This window comes from Archangium primigenium, assembly GCF_016904885.1.
In the GTDB taxonomy this organism is placed as follows: domain Bacteria; phylum Myxococcota; class Myxococcia; order Myxococcales; family Myxococcaceae; genus Cystobacter; species Cystobacter primigenius.
This window is the reverse complement of sequence record NZ_JADWYI010000001.1, coordinates 2846009-2864984: the sequence shown is the minus strand read 5'-3', so window position 1 is coordinate 2864984 and position 18976 is coordinate 2846009. Positions and strand designations below refer to the sequence as shown.

Annotated in this window: 5 protein-coding genes; 2 read left to right on the top strand and 3 right to left on the bottom strand. The window is 70.6% G+C overall.

Annotated elements, in window-relative coordinates:
* Positions 1–99 precede the first annotated feature (99 nt).
* Positions 100–465, top strand: a complete 366-nt coding sequence (locus I3V78_RS12185) for a hypothetical protein (protein ID WP_204487302.1) — start codon at positions 100–102, stop codon at positions 463–465.
* Between the two features lies 1 nt (position 466).
* Here the strand turns inward: I3V78_RS12185 and ftsZ are convergent, their stop codons facing one another.
* Entirely contained in the window at positions 467–1678 is a 1212-nt protein-coding gene (gene ftsZ / locus I3V78_RS12180; RefSeq protein WP_204487300.1) for a cell division protein FtsZ, read from the bottom strand.
* Between the two features lie 283 nt (positions 1679–1961).
* A complete protein-coding gene (locus I3V78_RS39885) occupies positions 1962–12947 on the bottom strand; it encodes a tandem-95 repeat protein (RefSeq protein WP_204487298.1) in 10986 nt (3661 codons plus the stop codon).
* Between the two features lie 500 nt (positions 12948–13447).
* Here I3V78_RS39885 and I3V78_RS39160 point away from each other — a divergent pair, with 500 nt between their 5' ends.
* Positions 13448–17629, top strand: coding sequence for an ATP-binding protein (locus I3V78_RS39160; RefSeq protein WP_204487296.1), 4182 nt, complete (start codon positions 13448–13450; stop codon positions 17627–17629).
* A gap of 78 nt (positions 17630–17707) precedes the next feature.
* On the opposite strand, the gene ftsA is transcribed toward I3V78_RS39160, so the two are convergent.
* Positions 17708–18940 (bottom strand): cell division protein FtsA, encoded by a 1233-nt coding sequence (gene ftsA / locus I3V78_RS12165; RefSeq protein ID WP_095976568.1) that lies wholly within the window; start codon positions 18938–18940, stop codon positions 17708–17710.
* Positions 18941–18976 lie beyond the last annotated feature (36 nt).

Sequence of the window (18976 nt, the reverse complement as noted above, 5' to 3'; positions counted from 1 at the left end):
AGACGCCCCCTCCCCCACTGACAAGGAGCCAACGTCCCCGGACCGGGAAGTTGCGACCATGTAGGGAAATGGCGTAGGTTCCGGGCCGTGAAGCCTCCCATGACAGGACGAGTGGTGGATCTCCAGGGCGCGCGCCTCGAGCGGCGGCTGGAGCTGTACCGGACGCGCGTGGCCGAGCGCCATGGCACCAACCGCGCGGCGGTGGAGGCACTCTACCAGGGAGGCACGCTCTTCACGCCGCAGGGCACCCGCGCGGGCCGGGCCCTGCTGCGCGCCCAGCAACTCTTGCAGCGCGCGAGCGGGCTCGTGGAGCTGCTGTCCGGCGAGGGCGTGGTCCCCGCGCCCCGGCTGCCCGCCCAGGTGGACGCGCTCTACCGCGAGCTGGACACGCTGCTGTCGCGGAGTGACGCGCTCTCTGGACGTCATGCGCGGGTGGCGGGCGTGGCCCGCCTCCCCGGGCGCTGACTCACGGCATCTCGGTCTGGCCCTGACGGCGCAGGAACGTCGGGATGTCGAACTGATCCTCGTCCAGCGGCAGCGCCGCGTCCCGCACCACCGCGGTGCGCCCGGTCAGCGAGCGGCTCTCGGCGGGAGCCACCGTGCGCGCGCCGGCCTTGGCGGGCACCAGGCTGGCCACTTCCTCGCGCGCGTTGGACAGGCTGATGGACGGGGGCCGCGTGACCACGGGCACCTGCACCACCGGCGCCGGCTGGCGCTTGGCATCGCGCGAGACGAAGCCCGTGGCGATGATGGTGATCTTCACCTCGTCCTGGATGTTGTCGTCGATGAGCGAGCCGAAGATGATCTCCGCGTCCGGGTCCGCCGCGTCGTGCACCAGCGTGAGCGCCTCGTTGACCTCCTGGAGGGTCATGTCGCGGCCGCCGGTGATGTTGATGAGCAGGCCCGTGGCGCCGTCGATGGAGATGTCCTCGAGCAGCGGGCTGGAGATGGCCTGCTGCATGGCGCTCAGCGCGCGCTTGTCTCCCGTGGACTGGCCGGTGCCCATGAGCGCCAGGCCCTTGTCGCTCATGATGGTCTTCACGTCCGCGAAGTCCACGTTGATGTAGCCGTGGTACTGGATGAGGTCGGAGATGCCCTGCACGGCGTTGAGCAGCACCTCGTCGGCGCGCTTGAACGTCTCCAGCAGCGGCATGGGCGCGTTGCTCAGCGTGAGCAGGCGCTGGTTGGGGATGGTGATGAGGGTGTCCACCGCGGCCTTGAGCTCCACGAGCCCCTGCTCGGCCTGCTTGCGGCGCTTGTTGCCCTCGAAGAGGAAGGGCTTGGTGACCACGCCCACCGTCAGGCAGCCCAGGCTCTTGGCGATGTCCGCGATGATGGGCGCCGCGCCCGTGCCCGTGCCACCGCCCATCCCCGCGGTGACGAACACCATGTCCGCGCCCTCGATGATCGAGGCGATCTGATCGCGCGACTCGAGCGCCGCCTCGCGGCCCATCTCCGGGTTGGCACCCGCCCCCAGCCCCTTGGTCAACGTCTGTCCGAGCTGCAGCCGCATGGGGGCCTTGCTCGCCGCGAGCGCCTGCACATCGGTGTTGGCGGCGATGAAGTCCACACGCTCAAGCTTCGCCATGATCATCGTGTTGACGGCGTTGCACCCAGCGCCCCCGACGCCGATGACACGAATCTTGGCGGCCTGCTTGTTCTGCTCGAACTGGTCCATGTGTTTCCTTCTTTCGGCGCGGGCCATCCGCAGTCCGCGCGCGCCACTGCGGACACCATCTTCAGCAAGTCGCGTTCTTTGGCAAGTTCTGAGCTACGAACCTGTAGCGCCCCGTCGCATCGCCAAGTCGTCACAGGCACTTACGCGAGAGCCCCACCAGAGCAGCCGTGCGCCGTGGTGGGTGCATCACACCTCTTGACTCGCGTGACGGGCATCGCGGAGCGCATGAGGAACCCCTTCTCACGCGCTCCGCGGTCCACCTGCGTGGACAGGTTCGCGACGACTAGGGCGTGTCCACGCCGTCCATCCGGAGGATGGTGAACTCCACCCGGCGGTTGTTCTCGCGCCCCTTGGACGTCAGGTTGCTGTCCACCGGCCGCGTCTCGCCGTAGCCCGTGGCCTCCAGCCGCTCCGCGCCGATCTTCTCCTGCTCGACGAGCCGCCGCCGCACGTTGTTCGCCCGGCGCTGGGACAGGTCCAGGTTCTTCGCGTCCGAGCCCTGACTGTCCGTGTGGCCCTCGACCCGGACCTTCTCGATTTGAGGATTGGCGCGCAGCACCGCCGCCACCTGCTGGAGCAGGTTGAAGGAGCGGGGAAGGATGACGTCCTTGTTGGTGGCGAAGTAGACCTTCTCCAGGATGAGGATCTTGTTGCCCTGGATGACCACCATCGCCTTGCCCTGATCCGGGCAGCCGTCCTCGTCCTTCACCCCGTTGATCGTCTCCGGCTCGTTGGGGCAGCGGTCACTCGTGTCCGGAATGCCGTCCTTGTCGTTGTCCGGATCCGGGCAACCATCCTCGTCCTCGAAGCCGTCCTTGTCCTCGGCCTCCAGCGGGCACTTGTCCTGGGCGTCGAGCAGCCCATCCCCATCGGAATCGACGGGCGCCGGGGGCGCGACCGGAGCCGACGCCTTGGGGGCCTCCTTGGGCGCGGCCTTGGGAGCCACGGGCGCCACGGGCGCCGTGTCCGGGCAGCCATCCTCGTCCTCGAAGCCGTTGATCGTCTCCGGCTGGTTGGGGCAGCGGTCGCGCGTGTCCGGAATGCCGTCCTGATCGTTGTCCGGATCCGCGCAGCCGTCGTCGTCCTGGAAGCCGTCCTTGTCCTCGGGACCATACGCGCACACGGACGCCACGGCGGGCAGCGGCCGGGGCGCGGCCCGCGTGCCCGAACCCGCCGTCCACATGAGCCCGGCGAAGACGCGGTAGGTGGGCGTGCCGTACCCGCGTGACAGGCCCGGACCCGCGCCCACATGGGCCGCGAACGCCTCCGTGAAGCGGTACTTGAGCGCCCCGAGCAGCTCCACGGGCAGTTCCTCGGCCTCGGTCTCGCGCAGGCCCACCGCGCCCACCAGCGTGGCCGCGGCCGCCAGGCGGTGCGTGCCGAGCTCGAAGGGCAGCTCGGCCCCCAGCCCGTAGGCGAACTCGTTGCCCAGGTCCAGGTTGTACGAGGACTGATCCCCGCGGAAGTGGAAGCCCACGTTGGCCAGCACACGCACGCGTCCCGCGTCCCACTCACCGAGCAGCTTGGGCTGCACGGACACCCCGCCCCCGCCGAGGAAGCGCTGGCCCCCCGCCGTGGGCAGCACGATGGGCACCAGCAGGCCCAGGTGGAAGCCGTCACCGCGCGTGGACAGCAGCCGCAGCTTGGGAATCAGGCGCAGGTCCCCCACGCCCGTGGCATCGACGCCTCCCGCGAAGAGCGGCGCCACGAGGGGCTCGCGCTCGGAGCGTTGAAGCGTCACCGGCAGCGCCACGCCCAGCTCCAGCCGATCGAAGAGCGCGATGGCGCCCATCAGGTCCGCGGTAAACTGGTGGTGCACCACCTGGTACACGTAGTCGTCCGAGCGGGGATCCACGAAGCCGAGCGGATCCCGCGCGTAGTTGAGCGACAAGCCCAGGTTCCACCCGAGGTGGGACGCCATCCTCGGGCTGGAGACCCCCAGCACGTCCCGGGCGCCCGGGCCCGGCTTGTACTGCTGCACGTCGATGGACTCGGAGGCGCTCGGGTAGCGCTGCGCCCAGGCCGGCGCCGCCACCAGCCCCGTGCCCAGCATCAGCACGCAGGACACGCCCAGCCCGAGCAGCGAGCGCTGGGAGGAGCCCCCGCGCCGGCGGCGCAGCAGCGTCCCCGCGAGCAGGAGCATCGCCAGCGGCAAGCCCAGGCTCGAGCCCGAGGCGGCGCAGCCATGGCCCGCCAGCCGGAGGTCATCCGACCCGTCCAGCGGATCCGATCCCGCGCGAACCTCGTCGCCATCCTTCACGCCACCGCGATCCGTGTCGGCATCGTTGGGGTCGGTCTCGGTCTGGCCGGGATCGAAGGACCCGTCGTGGTTCTTGTCCTCCTCGCCATCCTTGAGACCATCGCCGTCCGTGTCCGGGTTGTGCGGATCCGTGGTCGTCGAGGGATCCGCGTCCGGACGGAAGTTGGGCGAGGTCCGGTCGGTGCCCACGGGCGCCGTGTCGGCCGTCACGCCCCGCTCGGTGCCGTCGAGGATGCCATCGTCGTCACTGTCCCCGTCGAGCGCGTCGATGAGGCCATCGCCGTCCGTGTCCGTCACGCCGTCCAGACCGTCCGGGACGCCGTCGTTGTCGCTGTCGTTGTCGAACGGATCCAGGCCGAGCGCGATCTCGGTCGCGTTGTCGATGCCGTCCCCATCCGCGTCCACGTCGTCCGAGGCCTTGTTGGGATCCGTCTCGTTCGGGTCCACCCGGCCGTTGTGGTTGGCGTCCTCGATGCCATCGAACACGCTGCCGTTGTCCGTGTCCTTGGAGAGCGGATTCGTCGTGGTGCTCGGATCCGCGTCGGGCACGAAGACGTCGGGATCGGTGCCCGGACCCTCGGCCTGCGCCAGACCGGACTCCAGACCGTCGCCCAGGCCGTCGCCGTCCGTGTCGAACACGTTCGGATTCGTCTCGTCCGCGTCGACGATGCCGTCGTGGTTGGCATCCTCGGTGCCGTCGAGCAGACCGTCATCGTCCGAGTCCCCATCCAACGGGTTGGTGGGGTTCTTCCCGTTGACCTCGATCCCGTCGATCAGACCGTCGCCGTCCGTGTCCGGGTCGTTCGGATCCGTGCCCCGCGCGATCTCCTCGTTGTCGGTCAGACCGTCCCCATCCGTGTCCACGTTCGACGGCATCACCATCACGCGCACCGTGGCCATGGCCGTGCCGCCATTGCCATCCGAGATGGTGTAGGTGAAGCTCGTGGCGCCAGTGAAGCCCTGCGCGGGCGTGAAGCGCACCACGCCGCCCGTCAGCGTCACCGTGCCATTGGCCGGCTGGGTCACCGACACCACCGTCAGCGTCTCGCCCACATCCGGCGCGATGGAGTCGTTGGCCAGCACGTCCACCACCGATTCCTGTCCACCAGGCACCGTGACGTCATCGTCCACGGCCGTGGGCGGATCATTCACCGGGGTCACCGTCACGCGCACCGTGGCCATGGCCGTGCCGCCGTTGCCATCCGAGATGGTGTACGTGAAGTCCGTGCCGCCGAAGAAGTTCGGCGCGGGCGTGAAGCGCACCACCCCACCCGTCAGCGTCACCGTGCCGTTGGCCGGCTGAGACACCGCCACCACCGTGAGCGTCTCGCCCACATCCGGCGCGCTGGAGTCGTTGGCCAGCACGTCCACCACCGTGGCCCCACTGTCCTCCGCCACCGTGACGTCGTCGTCCATGGCCGTGGGCGGGTCGTTCACCGGCGTCACGGTCACCTCCACCGTGTCCGTATCCGTCTGAGGACCACCCGAGCCCGTGTTGCCCAGGTCGTTGCTCACCAGCTGCACGCTCGCCGCGCCGTTGAAGTTGGCCGCGGGCGCGTACGCCAGCCCGTCCAGCGCCGCGTTCACGTTGGCCAGCGTGCCCTGGAACTTCATGGTGGCGTCGGTGGTGCCGTCGCCCGTGGAGAAGGTCAGGCCCGTCAGTCGGCCCAGCGTCAGCACGCCGTTGGTCGCCGTGAGCGTCACCTCCATGTTGCCCGTGCCCACGTCCACGTCCGTCACCGCCAGCGCGTTGCCCTGCGCCGTCGAGAACACCTTCGTCGTGTCCTCGTCCATCGTCTGCGCCACCGGCACCACGTTCACCGGCGCGTCGTTCACGCCCGTCACGGTCACCGCCACCGTGTCCGTATCCGACTTGGCCCCGCCCGAGCCCGTGTTGCCCAGGTCGTTGCTCACCAACTGCACGCTCGCCGCGCCGCTGAAGTCAGCCGCGGGCGCGTACGCCAGGCCGTCCAGCGCCGCGTTCACGTTGGCCAGCGTGCCCTGGAACTTCATGGTGGCGTCGGTGGTGCCGTCGCCCGTGGAGAACGTCAGGCCCGTCAGCCGGCCCAGCGTCAACACGCCGTTGGTCGCCGTGAGCGTCACCTCCATGTTGCCCGTGCCCACGTCCACGTCCGTCACCGCCAGCGCATTGCCTTGCGCCGTCGAGAACACCTTCGTCGTGTCCTCGTCCATCGTCTGCGCCACCGGCACCACGTTCACCGGCGCGTCGTTCACCGCCGTCACCGTCACCGCCACCGTGTCCGTGTCCGACTTCGCCCCGCCCGAGCCCGTGTTGCCCACGTCGTTGCTCACCAGCTGCACGCTCGCCGCGCCGTTGAAGTTGGCCGTGGGCGCGAACGCCAGCCCGTCCAGCGCCGCGTTCACGTTGGCCAGGGTGCCCTGGAACTTCATGGTGGCGTCGGTGGTGCCGTCGCCCGTGGAGAACGTCAGGCCCGTCAGCCGGCCCAGCGTCAGCACGCCATTGGTCGCCGTGAGCGTCACTTCCATGTTGCCCGTGCCCACGTCCACGTCCGTCACCGCCAGCGCATTGCCCTGCGCCGTCGAGAACACCTTCGTCGTGTCCTCGTCCACCGTCTGCGCCACCGGCACCACGTTCACCGGCGCGTCGTTCACGCCCGTTACGGTCACCGCCACCGTATCCGTGTCCGACTTGGCCCCGCCCGAGCCCGTATTGCCCAGGTCGTTGCTCACCAGTTGCACGCTCGCCGCGCCGCTGAAGTTGGCCGTGGGCGCGAACGCCAGCCCGTCCAGCGCCGCGTTCACGTTGGCCAGCGTGCCCTGGAACTTCATGGTGGCGTCGGTGGTGCCGTCGCCCGTGGAGAAGGTCAGGCCCGTCAGTCGGCCCAGCGTCAGCACGCCGTTGGTCGCCGTGAGCGTCACCTCCATGTTGCCCGTGCCCACGTCCACGTCCGTCACCGCCAGCGCGTTGCCCTGCGCCGTCGAGAACACCTTCGTCGTGTCCTCGTCCACCGTCTGCGCCACCGGCACCACGTTCACCGGCGCGTCGTTCACCGCCGTCACCGTCACGGCCACCGTGTCCGTGTCCGTCTGGGGGCCACCCGAGCCCGTGTTGCCCAGGTCGTTGCTCACCAGCTGCACACTCGCCGCGCCGTTGAAGTTGGCCGTAGGCGCGAACGCCAGCCCGTCCAGCGCCGCGTTCACGTTGGCCAGGGTGCCCTGGAACTTCATGGTGGGGTCGGTCGTGCCGTCACCCGTGGAGAAGGTCAGGCCCGTCAGTCGGCCCAGTGTCAGCACGCCGTTGGTCGCCGTGAGCGTCACCTCCATGTTGCCCGTGCCCACGTCCACGTCCGTCACCGCCAGCGCGTTGCCTTGCGCCGTCGAGAACACCTTCGTCGTGTCCTCATCCATCGTCTGCGCCACCGGCACCACGTTCACCGGCGCGTCGTTCACCGCCGTCACCGTCACGCGCACCGTGGCCGTGGCCGTGCCGCCGTTGCCGTCCGAGATGGTGTAGGTGAAGTTCGTGGCGCCGTTGAAGTCCGGCGCGGGCGAGAAGCGCACCACGCCGCTCACCAGCGTCACCGTGCCGTTGGCCGGCTGGGTCACCGACACCACCGTGAGCGTCTCGCCCACGTCCGGCGCGCTGGAGTCGTTGGTCAGCACATCCACCACCGTGGCGCCACTGTCCTCCGCCACCGTCACCGCGTCGTCGTTCGCCGTGGGCGGATCGTTCACCGGCAGCACCGTCACGGCCACCGTGTCCGTGTCCGTCTGAGCGCCACCCGAGCCCGTGTTGCCCAGGTCGTTGCTCACCAACTGCACACTCGCCGCGCCGTTGAAGTTGGCCGCGGGCGCGTACACCAGGCCGTCCAGCGCCGCGTTCACGTTGGCCAGCGTTCCCTGGAACCGCATGGTGGGGTCGGTGGTGCCGTCGCCCGTGGAGAACGTCAGGCCCGTCAGCCGGCCCAGCGTCAACACGCCATTGGTCGCCGTGAGCGTCACCTCCATGTTGCCCGTACCCACGTCCACGTCCGTCACCGCCAGCGCGTTGCCTTGCGCCGTCGAGAACACCTTCGTCGTGTCCTCATCCATCGTCTGCGCCACCGGCACCACGTTCACCGGCGCGTCATTCACCGCCGTCACCGTCACGCGCACCGTGGCCGTGGCCGTGCCGCCGTTGCCGTCCGAGATGGTGTACGTGAAGCTCGTGGCGCCGTTGAAGTTCGGCGCGGGCGTGAAGCGCACCACGCCACTCACCAGCGTCACCGAGCCGTTGGCCGGCTGGGTCACCGACACCACCGTGAGCGTCTCGCCCACGTCCGGCGCGCTGGAGTCGTTGGTCAGCACGTCCACCACCGTGGCCCCACTGTCCTCCGCCACCGTCACCGCGTCGTCGTTCGCCGTGGGCGGATCGTTCACTGGCAGCACCGTCACGGCCACCGTGTCCGTGTCCGTCTGGGCGCCACCCGAGCCCGTGTTGCCCAGGTCGTTGCTCACCAACTGCACACTCGCCGCGCCGTTGAAGTTGGCCGTGGGCGCATACACCAAGCCGTCCAGCGCCGCGTTCACGTTGGCCAGCGTGCCCTGGAACTTCATGGTGGGGTCGGTGGTGCCATCACCCGTGGAGAAGGTCAGGCCCGTCAGTCGGCCCAGCGTCAGCACGCCGTTGGTCGCCGTGAGCGTCACCTCCATGTTGCCCGTGCCCACGTCCACGTCCGTCACCGCCAGCGCATTGCCCTGCGCCGTCGAGAACACCTTCGTCGTGTCCTCGTCCATCGTCTGCGCCACCGGCACCACGTTCACCGGCGCGTCATTCACCGCCGTCACGGACACAGCCACCGTGTCCGTGTCCGACTTCGCCCCGCCCGAGCCCGTATTGCCCAGGTCGTTGCTCACCAGCTGCACGCTCGCCGCGCCGTTGAAGTTGGCCGTGGGCGCGAACGCCAGGCCATTGAGCGCCGCGTTCACGTTGGCCAGGGTGCCCTGGAACTTCATGGTGGGATCGGTCGTGCCATCACCCGTGGAGAACGTCAGGCCCGTCAGCCGGCTCAGCGTCAACACGCCGTTGGTCGCCGTGAGCGTCACCTCCATGTTGCCCGTGCCCACGTCCACGTCCGTCACCGCCAGCGCGTTGCCCTGCGCCGTCGAGAACACCTTCGTCGTGTCCTCCGCCGTCGTCTGCGCCACCGGCACCACGTTCACCGGCGCGTCATTCACGCCCGTCACCGTGATCGCCACCGTGTCCGTGTCCGTCTTGACCCCACCCGAGCCCGTGTTGCCCAGATCGTTGCTCACCAGTTGCACGCTCGCCGCGCCGCTGAAGTCGGCCGTGGGCGCGAACACCAGGCCGTCCAGCGCCGCGTTCACGTTGGCCAGGGTGCCCTGGAACTTCATGGTGGGGTCGGTGGTGCCGTCGCCCGTGGAGAACGTCAGGCCCGTCAGCCGGCTCAGCGTCAGCACGCCATTGGTCGCCGTGAGCGTCACCTCCATGTTGTCCGTGCCCACGTCCACGTCCGTCACCGCCAGCGCATTGCCCTGCGCCGTCGAGAACACCTTCGTCGTGTCCTCGTCCACCGTCTGCGCCACCGGCACCACGTTCACCGGCGCGTCGTTCACCGCCGTCACCATCACGGCCACCGTGTCCGTGTCCGTCTTCGCCCCGCCCGAGCCCGTGTTGCCCACGTCGTTGCTCATCAGCTGAATGCTCGCCGCGCCGTTGAAGTTGGCCGTGGGCGCGAACACCAGCCCGTCCAGCGCCGCGTTCACGTTGGCCAGCGTGCCGTAGAACTTCATGGTGGGGTCGGTGGTGCCGTCGCCCGTGGAGAACGTCAGGCCCGTCAGTCGGCCCAGCGTCAACACGCCGTTGGTCGCCGTGAGCGTCACTTCCATGGAGCCCGAGCCCACGTCCACGTCCGTCACCGCCAGCGCATTGCCCTGCGCCGTCGAGAACACCTTCGTCGTGTCCTCGTCCATCGTCTGCGCCACCGGCACCACGTTCACCGGCGCGTCGTTCACCGCCGTCACCGTCACGCGCACCGTGGCCGTGGCCGTGCCGCCATTGCCGTCCGAGATGGTGTAGGTGAAGTTCGTGGCGCCGTTGAAGTCCAGCGCGGGGGTGAAGCGCACCACGCCGCCCACCAGCGTCACCGTGCCGTTGGCCGGCTGGGTCACCGCCACCACCGTGAGCGTCTCGCCCACGTCCGGCGCGCTGGAGTCGTTGGCCAGCACGTCCACCACCGTGGCCCCACTGTCCTCCGCCACCGTCAGCACGTCATCGTTCGCCGTGGGCGGATCGTTCACCGGCAGCACCGTCACGGCCACCGTGTCCGTGTCCGTCAGGGCCCCGCCCGTCCCCGTGTTGCCCAGGTCATTGCTCACCAGCTGAATGCTCGCCGCGCCGTTGAAATTGGCCGTGGGCGCGTACACCAGGCCGTCCAGCGCCGCGTTCACGTTGGCCAGGGTGCCCCGGAACCGCATGGTGGGGTCGGTGGTGCCATCACCCGTGGAGAAGGTCAGGCCCGTCAGCCGGCCCAGCGTCAGCACGCCGTTGGTCGCCGTGAGCGTCACCTCCATGTTGCCCGTGCCCACGTCCACGTCCGTCACCGCCAGCGCGTTGCCCTGCGCCGTCGAGAACACCTTCGTCGTGTCCTCGTCCATCGTCTGCGCCGCGGGCACCACGTTCACCGGCGCGTCGTTCACGCCCGTCACCGTCGTGTTCACCGACTGGCTGTTGTTGGCCGAGGAGGGATCCGCGGTGGCCGCGCTCACCGAGCCCGTCGCCGTCACCGAGCCGCCCGGGTTGGGCGCCGTCACCACCACGCTGATCGTGGACGCCGGGCCACTGGCGAGCGTCGGCCGGGTACACGTCACCGTGCCGCTCGCCTGGGAGCACGTCCACCCCGTCCCGCTCGCGCTCACGAACCCCGCGCCCGGAGGCAGCACCAGCGTCGCCGTCAGGCTCGTCGCCGTGCTGGGCCCCGCGTTGGACACGCCGAAGGTGTAGGTCAGGTTCTGCTTCTCGGTGACCGGATTGGGCGCCGCGCTCAGCGACACGGACAGGTCCGCGCTCGGGGTGAGCGTGTCGGTGTCCGTGGCCGAGTTGTTGGCGAAGTTCGAGTCCGAGAAGCCCGGGCCCGGGGACACGGAGGCCGTGTTCACCAGCGTGCCCGTGGCCGCGGGGTTGATGGTACCCCGCGCGGTGAGGGTGGCCACGCCCCCATTGGCGAGCCCCAGGGTCAGGCCATTGATGTTGCCCGTGCCGCTCGTCGCCGAGCACGCGGCCGCCGGTGCGCACGTCCACGTCACGCCCGTGAGGATCGCGGGGAACGTGTCCGTCACGGAGATACCGCCCTGGCCCAGGGGTCCCTGGTTGGTGACGGTGAGGGTGTAGGTCACCTGGGTGCCCGGCACCGCGCTCGTCACGCCGTCCGTCACCGTGATGGACAGGTCCGACGGGTAGCACATGGGGATGGAGGTCACGCCCTCCAGCCCACCCGAGGCGCCGTTGGTCGCGCCGTTGACGGGGAACTCGGTCAGCGAGCTGGAGCGCGTGATGCCCGCCGTGCCGCCAACCACCGAGCGCGTCACCACGCCGCCGGACGTGGCGATATAGCCACCACCACCGCCGCCACCGGGGCCCTCGGCCTCGGGGGTGGTGATGAGCTGGGTGCCACCGCGTCCGCCATTGGCCGAGATGACGATGCCCTCCAGCGAGTCGACCGCCACCACCACCGAGCCACCGGCGCCGCCACCGCCGGGCGCGTCATTGTGGCTGCCCGTGGTGCTCGCACCGTCCTGGCCGTTGGCGACGATGGAGCCCGAGCCCGTCACCTGCAGGGCGGCGAGCCACACCAGACCGCCACCCCGACCGCCCGCGCCACCCGCGTTGTCGTTCGCATCACCCGCGCCACCGCCACCGCCGAGGAACACCCGCACCGCGGGGTCGTTGGGCAGCGGCCGGCCGCCGAGGCCTCCGTGCGCGGAGCGGTTGTCTCCCCCCCAGTTGGTGTTGCCGGGGCCCTCGTTGAGCGCGTCCCGGTCGTTGGCGGAGTAGGCGTAGCCCGCGCGTCCGCCGCCCGAGGAGGTCGTCAGGGCGTTGCCGTTGGCGGCGTAGCCCGGATCCAACCGCCAGGCCGTGGCGCCCGTCGTCGAGCCACTCATCACGCCCTGGCCCGTCCAGGTGTTGCCGTTGTTGCCGTTGGCGCCGCCGCCGCCGCCCGTGTTGTGGGAGTTGCCGCCACCGCCGCCGTTGGCCGCCGCGCCCCGGCCATAGCGGCCGCCCAGCGCGTCGTACTCCGTCTGGAACCCGGCGATGCCCTCGCCCTTCTCCGCGCCCGCCGTGTTGCTCGCGGAGCGGTAGATGGTCGAGTTCATGCCGGCGAAGTTGTCCAGCGCGCCGCCCCGGAAGCCCGCGCCGCTCACGTCCAGCGCGCCGTTGAGGGTGACCGCGCCCGCGACCTGGAGCGCGACCACGCCGCCGATCGTGCCATTCCACGGCGTGGACACCACGCTCGCGCCCGCGTTGACGGTGAGGGCGCTGAACTGCGGCACCCGGATGACCTGGGCGTGCCCCGAGGCCGTGTACGGGTAGCGCAGGCCCGTGGTGCACTCGCCGTCGGTGCGCAGCCGCACGGTGTTGCCCGTGACGGACTCCACCGTGACGAGCTCGTGGTGGCCCGCGCCGTTGAGCGCCGTCACCGTGCCGTAGGCCGCCGTGTCCGCCGTGTTGATGGTGGCGCCCTGCATCTGGATGATCATCAGCAGATCACCCGGGACCAGGTTGCCGATGGCTCCGATGGGGCTGTTGAGGTCCGCGGCGCTGGCCACCTGGAGGCTCGTGGCCCCCACGGCCGCGTCCGCGGTGAGCGCCGTGTAGCGGTTGAGCACCGTGTTGGCGGCCGTCACCGTGAAGTTGCCATGGCTGCCCGCGCTCGCCTGCCGCACGCTCGCCGTCGCCGCGGGAGCCTTCGGGCTCGAGACCGGGGCGGTTTCAGTGCCGCAGGCCACGCCCACGGCCAACCAGGCCACCGATGAGATCCAACGAAGCTGGGTCGTCCAATTGAAAGGCAGACGGGTATTCATGGAATGAGCCGTAATTCTCATGGGGATAAAAATTGTCAGCGAGAATGCATGCGGTCCGGGGGGCCCGCAACTTGAAGGACGGATGTCGCGACCGCTCGGATGCTGAGTCGGCACGTGGCACGGAGGCGGGAATCAGCCCCTGTCGGGGCCAAGCAGTGCGAGGGATGTGCCACGGCGCGCCCTCGTGAGGGCACGCGCGGGCGAGGCACGCGGCTGGGGCGTTCCGCGCCACCGCGGGCGAGCGGCGGACCGCCTCCCCTCAGGGGGGGCTCGGACAGAGGAGCCGTGGAGACGACCGGGGCATTTGGGGACTGAGGAGATTCGCCACAGCCGTTCTCGCCACGAACGCGGGAGCTGCTCGGGGCGGCGAGCCGCTCGGTCTTCCCCGCCTCGGGCGCGTCCCCTGACGTATGGTTGCGCGAGGCAATCGCCCATGAGGTGCGCGCGTGGATGAGGGACTGACTGGCGGCGGCGGGGAGATGGCGGCGCGCATCCGCGCTTTCGATTGGACCCGGACGCCGCTCGGGCCTCCCGAGCGCTGGCCCCAGAGCCTGAAGACGGCGGTGAGCATCTGCCTGGACTCGCGCTTCCCCATGATCGTGCGGTGGGGCGAGGAGCTCATCGCGATCTACAACGACGCGTATATCTCCATTCTCGGGCGCAAGCACCCCGGCGCGTTGGGAGCGCCCGGCCTGTCACGCGCGGTGTGGGGAGATCCAGACACGCGCGCCGTCATCGAGCCCATGCTGCGCGGCGTCCTCACCCGGGGCGAGGCGACGTGGTCGGCGGACCAGCAGCTCATCCTCGAGCGGCACGGCTTTCGCGAGGAGGTCTACTTCACCTTCTCCTATAGCCCCATCCGGGTGGAGTCGGGCGCGGTGGGGGGCGTCTTCACGGCGGTGAGCGAGACGACGCAGAAGGTGGTGGGCGAGCGGCGCCTGCGAGTGCTGCGCGAGCTGACGCTGCGCACCGCGGAGGAGAAGACGGCCGAGGAGACCTACGCGGTGGCCGCGTCGGTGCTCGACGCCTCGTCCCAGGACGTGCCCTTCTGCCTGCTCTATGTGCTCGAGCCGGACGGCCAGACGGCCACGCTGCGGGGGCGGTCGGGCAGCATTCCCGCGCGGCTCGCGCCCCGGAGCCTGCCGGTGAACGATCCCACCGCGCCCTGGCCCCTGATGCTCCCGGGCGCCGCGCGGGACGTGGACGTGCGCGAGGAGGCCGAGCGGGGCGAGGGCCTTCCCGGAGGACCCTGGCCCGAACCGGCGCGGAGCGCGCTCGTCCAGCCGCTCGTGCGCGGGAGCGAGCGGCCGCCCACCGGCTTTCTCGTCGCCGGGCTCAGCCCCCGGCTGCCCGTGGACCCGGGCTATCGCGACTTCATCGCCCAGGTGGCGCACCACATCGCCGAGGCCATCGCCCAGGTGCGCGTCTATGAGGAGGAGCGCCAGCGCGCCGAGTCCCTCGCCGAGTTGGACCGCGCCAAGACGGCGTTCTTCAGCAACGTGAGCCACGAGTTCCGCACGCCCCTCACGCTCATGCTCGGCCCCGCGGAGGAGCTGCGCTCGGGCGCGTTCGGCCCCCTGACGCCCGCCCAGAGCGCCCAGGTCGACACGCTGCACCGCAACGCGCTGCGGCTGCTCAAGCTCGTCAACTCCCTGCTGGACTTCTCGCGCATCGAGGCCGGCCGGGTCCAGGCCACCTACCAGCCCACGGATCTCGCGGCGCTCACGGGGGACCTGGCGAGCGTCTTCCGCTCGGCCGTCGTCCAGGCCGGGCTCACGCTCACCCTGGACTGCCCGCCCCTGTCCGAGCCGGTCCACGTGGACCGGGACCTGTGGGAGAAGATCGTCCTGAACCTCTTGTCCAACGCCTTCAAGTACACCTTCGAGGGCGGCATCACCGTGGCGCTGCGGGAGGAGGGCGGCCAGGCGGTGCTCACGGTGGCGGACACCGGCACGGGCATTCCCCCCGAGGCCCTGCCCCACCTCTTCGAGCGCTTCTACCGGGTGGAGGGCGCGCGCAGCCGCAGCCACGAGGGCAGCGGCATCGGCCTGGCGCTGGTGCGCGAGCTGGTGAAGATGCACGCGGGCACGCTCTCGGTGGCGAGCACCGTGGGCGAGGGCACGTGCTTCACCGTGACCCTTCCCCTGGGCGTGGCGCACCTGCCCGCCGAGCGCCTGCGCGTCTCCAGCGAGCCCGCGCGTGCCCTCTCGGAGGTCGCGGCGCCCTATGTCCAGGAGGCCCTGCGCTGGTTGCTCGAGCCGCGCGAGGCCGCGCCCGCCCTGGAGCGCCAGGACAAGCGGGGCCACATCCTCCTGGCGGACGACAACGCGGACATGCGCGACTACGTGGCCCGGCTGCTGCGGGCCGCGGGCCACGAGGTGCGGGTGGTGGCCGATGGCCTCCAGGCCCTCGCCGCGGCGCGCGAGCAGCGGCCGGATCTGGTGCTCACGGACGTGATGATGCCGGGGCTGGATGGCTTCGGCCTGCTCGAGGCGCTGCGCGCCAACGAGCGCACCCACACCCTGCCCGTCATCCTGCTGTCGGCCCGCGCGGGCGAGGAGTCGCGCCTGGAGGGCCTGGAGCAGGGCGCGGACGACTACCTCGTCAAGCCCTTCGGCGCGCGGGAGCTGCTCACCCGGGTGCGCGCCCACCTGGAGCTGTCCCGGCTGCGCGCCGAGGCCCAGAGCGAGCGCTTCCGCTCGTTCGTGCTCAACGTGCCCGGCGCCGTCTACGTGTGCGAGCCCGAGGCGCCCTGGCGCTTCACGTTCATGAGCGAGCCGGTGCTGAGCCTCACCGGCTACCCCGCCTCGGAGTTCCTCGGAGAGGGCCGCACCTGGGCGCCGCTCGTCCACCCGGAGGACCTGGCCAACGTGGAGGCCCGCATCGCCCGGGCGGTGGACCGGCACACGCCCTACGAGCTCGAGTACCGCATCATGCACGCGGACGGCCTGCCCCGCTGGGTGTCCGAGGTGGGACGCGCCCTGTACGACGAGCACGGCAAGGCCTGGTCGCTCGAGGGCATCCTCTTCGACATCACCTCGCGCAAGGCGACCGAGGAGGCCCTGCAGCAGTACGAGCGCCAGGTGAGCCGCACCATCGCCGAGAACGCCACCTCGGCGCTGTACATGGCGGACGCCGAGGGCCGCTGCACCTTCATGAACCCCGCGGCCGAGCGGATGACGGGCCACACCTTCGCGGACATCCGGGGCCAGAAGCTGCACACGCTCCTGCACCCCACGCACACGGACGCGGCGCCGTGCCCGCTGGAGTCCCTGCTCACCGGACGCGCGGCGCTCGGCGCGGGCCACGAGGACGTCTTCGTGCGGGTCAGCGGCGAGCCCCTGCCCGTGGCCGTGTCGTCCAGCCCCCTGCTGCGCGGAGGCCAGCGCGTGGCCACCGTGCTCGAGGCGCGCGACCTCACCGAGCAGAAGCGCGCCGAGGCCTCGCTCCAGGAGGCCAGCCGCCGCAAGGACGAGTTCCTGGCGATGCTCGCCCACGAGCTGCGCAACCCCCTGGCCCCCGTGCGCTCGGCGCTCAAGCTGCTCACCACCCACGCCACCCTGGACGAGAAGAGCCAGCACGCCCTGGACGTCATCGAGCGCCAGACCACGAACCTGGCGCGCTTGGTGGATGATCTGCTCGACGTGTCGCGCATCACCCGCGGGCGCATCGAGCTGCGCAAGGGCCCGGTGGCCCTGCCCGCGCTGGTGGACAGCGCCCTGCAGTCCGTGCAGCCGCTGCTCGACGAGCGACGCCACGAGGTGAGCGTCACCCTGCCGCGCAAGCCCCTGTACACCTTCGGCGACGCCGTGCGCATCGAGCAGATCATCGTCAACCTCATCACCAACGCGGCCAAGTACACGGACCCCGAGGGCCTGCTCCGGGTGAGCCTCGAGCGCGCGGGCACGGTGGCGGAGATCCGGGTGAAGGACTCGGGCATCGGCATCGCCCCGGAGATGCTCGGCCGCGTGTTCAACCTCTTCGAGCAGGCCGAGCGCGGCCTGGATCGCTCCCAGGGGGGCCTGGGCATCGGGCTCACCGTGGTGAAGAACCTGGTGGAGCTGCACGGCGGCACCATCGAGGCGCGCAGCGAGGGGGTCGGCCGGGGCAGCGAGTTCATCGTCCGGCTCCCGCTCTCCGAGGGCCCCGCCACTCCGACCGCGTCCCCGGCCCCCGCGTCCCCGTCACCCGTGTCCCCCGCGCCCGCGCCCGTCCCCGAGAGCGCGCCCCCGCCGAGCACCCGGCGCATCCTCGTGGTGGACGACAACGTCGACGCCGCCGACACGCTCGCCGAGCTGCTCCAGACGTGGGATCACACCGTCTGGCAGGCCCATGACGGCCACGCGGCGCTCAAGGCCGCCGAGGAGCACCGCCCGGACGTGGTCCTGCTCGACATCGGCCTGCCGGGCATGGACGGCTACGAGGTGGCGCGCCGCCTGCGCGCGGGGCCCCTGGGCCCGGGCCTGACACTCGTGGCCCTCACCGGCTACGGCCAGGCGAGCGATCGCAGCCGCGCGCTGGAGGCGGGCTTCGACAAGCACTTCGTCAAGCCGGTGGACATCGACGGGCTGGAGAACTTCCTGCGCCGGGGCCCGAAGCCCGTGGCCCCCGCCCACGACGAGCCCTGAGCCCGCGCCGCGGAAAAAAAGAACGGGGCCGCTGGGAGGGGCGGCCCCGGAGGGTGCGGCGGGTGCTGGGACGGCGGACTAGAAGATCTCCTCCAGCCACTCGCGCATGCGGCCCTTGACCTTCTTGTAGACGTTCTCGTCGCGGATGCGGAACATCTTGCGGTCCAGGTGCTTGGCTCCGTAGACGACCAGGCCCACGCCCGTGGCGTACATGGGGCTCTTCACCACGTCCACGAGCCCACCGATGCCACGCGGCATGCCCCGGCGCACGGGCAGGCCAATCACTTCCTCGGCCAGCTCCGGCATGCCGGCGAGCAGCGTGGAGCCCCCGGTGATGACCACGCCCGAGGCGAGCAGATCCTCGTAGCCGCACTTCTGGATCTCCCGGTGCACGAGCTGGAAGATCTCCTCCACGCGCGGCTCGAGGATCTCACAGAGGATCTGCCGGCCGAGCACGCGGGGCTGACGGCCGCCCACGCTGGGCACCTCGATGGTCTCGTCCTTGTTGACGAGCGAGGACAGGGCGCAGCCGAACTTCTGCTTGATGCGCTCGGCCTCGTGGGCCGGGGTGCGCAGGCCGATGGCGATGTCGCTCGTCAGGTTGTTGCCGCCCAGGGCGATGACGGCGGTGTGGACGATGGAGCCGCCGGAGAAGATGGCGATGTCGGTGGTGCCCCCGCCGATGTCGACGAGGCACACGCCCAGCTCCTTCTCGTCCTCGCCCAGCACGGCCTCGGCGGAGGCGAGCGGCTGCAGGACGATGTCCGCCACGTTGAGCCCGGTGCGGTTGGCGCACTTGACGATGTTCTGCGCGCTGGACACGGCGCCGGTGACGATGTGCACCTTGGCCTCCAGCCGCACGCCCGCCATGCCCAGGGGCTCCTTGATGCCGCCCTGGTCGTCGATGATGAACTCCTGGGGCAGGACGTGGATGACCTCGCGGTCGAGCGGAATCGCCACGGCCTTGGCCGCGTCGATGACGCGCGCGATGTCCGGCTCGCGCACCTCCTTGTCCTTCACCGCGACGATGCCCTGGGAGTTGAAGCCCTTGATGTGGCCGCCGGCGATGCCCGTGTACACGTGGGAGATCTCGGCGCCCGCCATGAGCTCCGCCTCCTCCACCGCGCGGCGGATGGAGGACACGGTCGCCTCGATGTTGACCACCACGCCCTTGCGCAGACCCTTGGACGGATGGGTCCCGATGCCGATGATGTCGATCCCATTGTCGGTCAGCTCACCGACGATGGCGCAGATCTTCGTCGTGCCGATATCGAGGCCGACGATGATCTCCCCGGACTTCTGCTTCGCCATGACTGCCCTCCCAGGCCCCCCACTCTCGTGAAAGGG

Coding starts and splice junctions, on each gene's coding strand:
- I3V78_RS12185 (WP_204487302.1), top strand. CDS start 100: ATGACAGGACGAGTGGTGGATCTCCAGGGCGCGCGCCTCGAGCGGCGG.
- ftsZ (WP_204487300.1), bottom strand. CDS start 1,678: ATGGACCAGTTCGAGCAGAACAAGCAGGCCGCCAAGATTCGTGTCATC.
- ftsA (WP_095976568.1), bottom strand. CDS start 18,940: ATGGCGAAGCAGAAGTCCGGGGAGATCATCGTCGGCCTCGATATCGGC.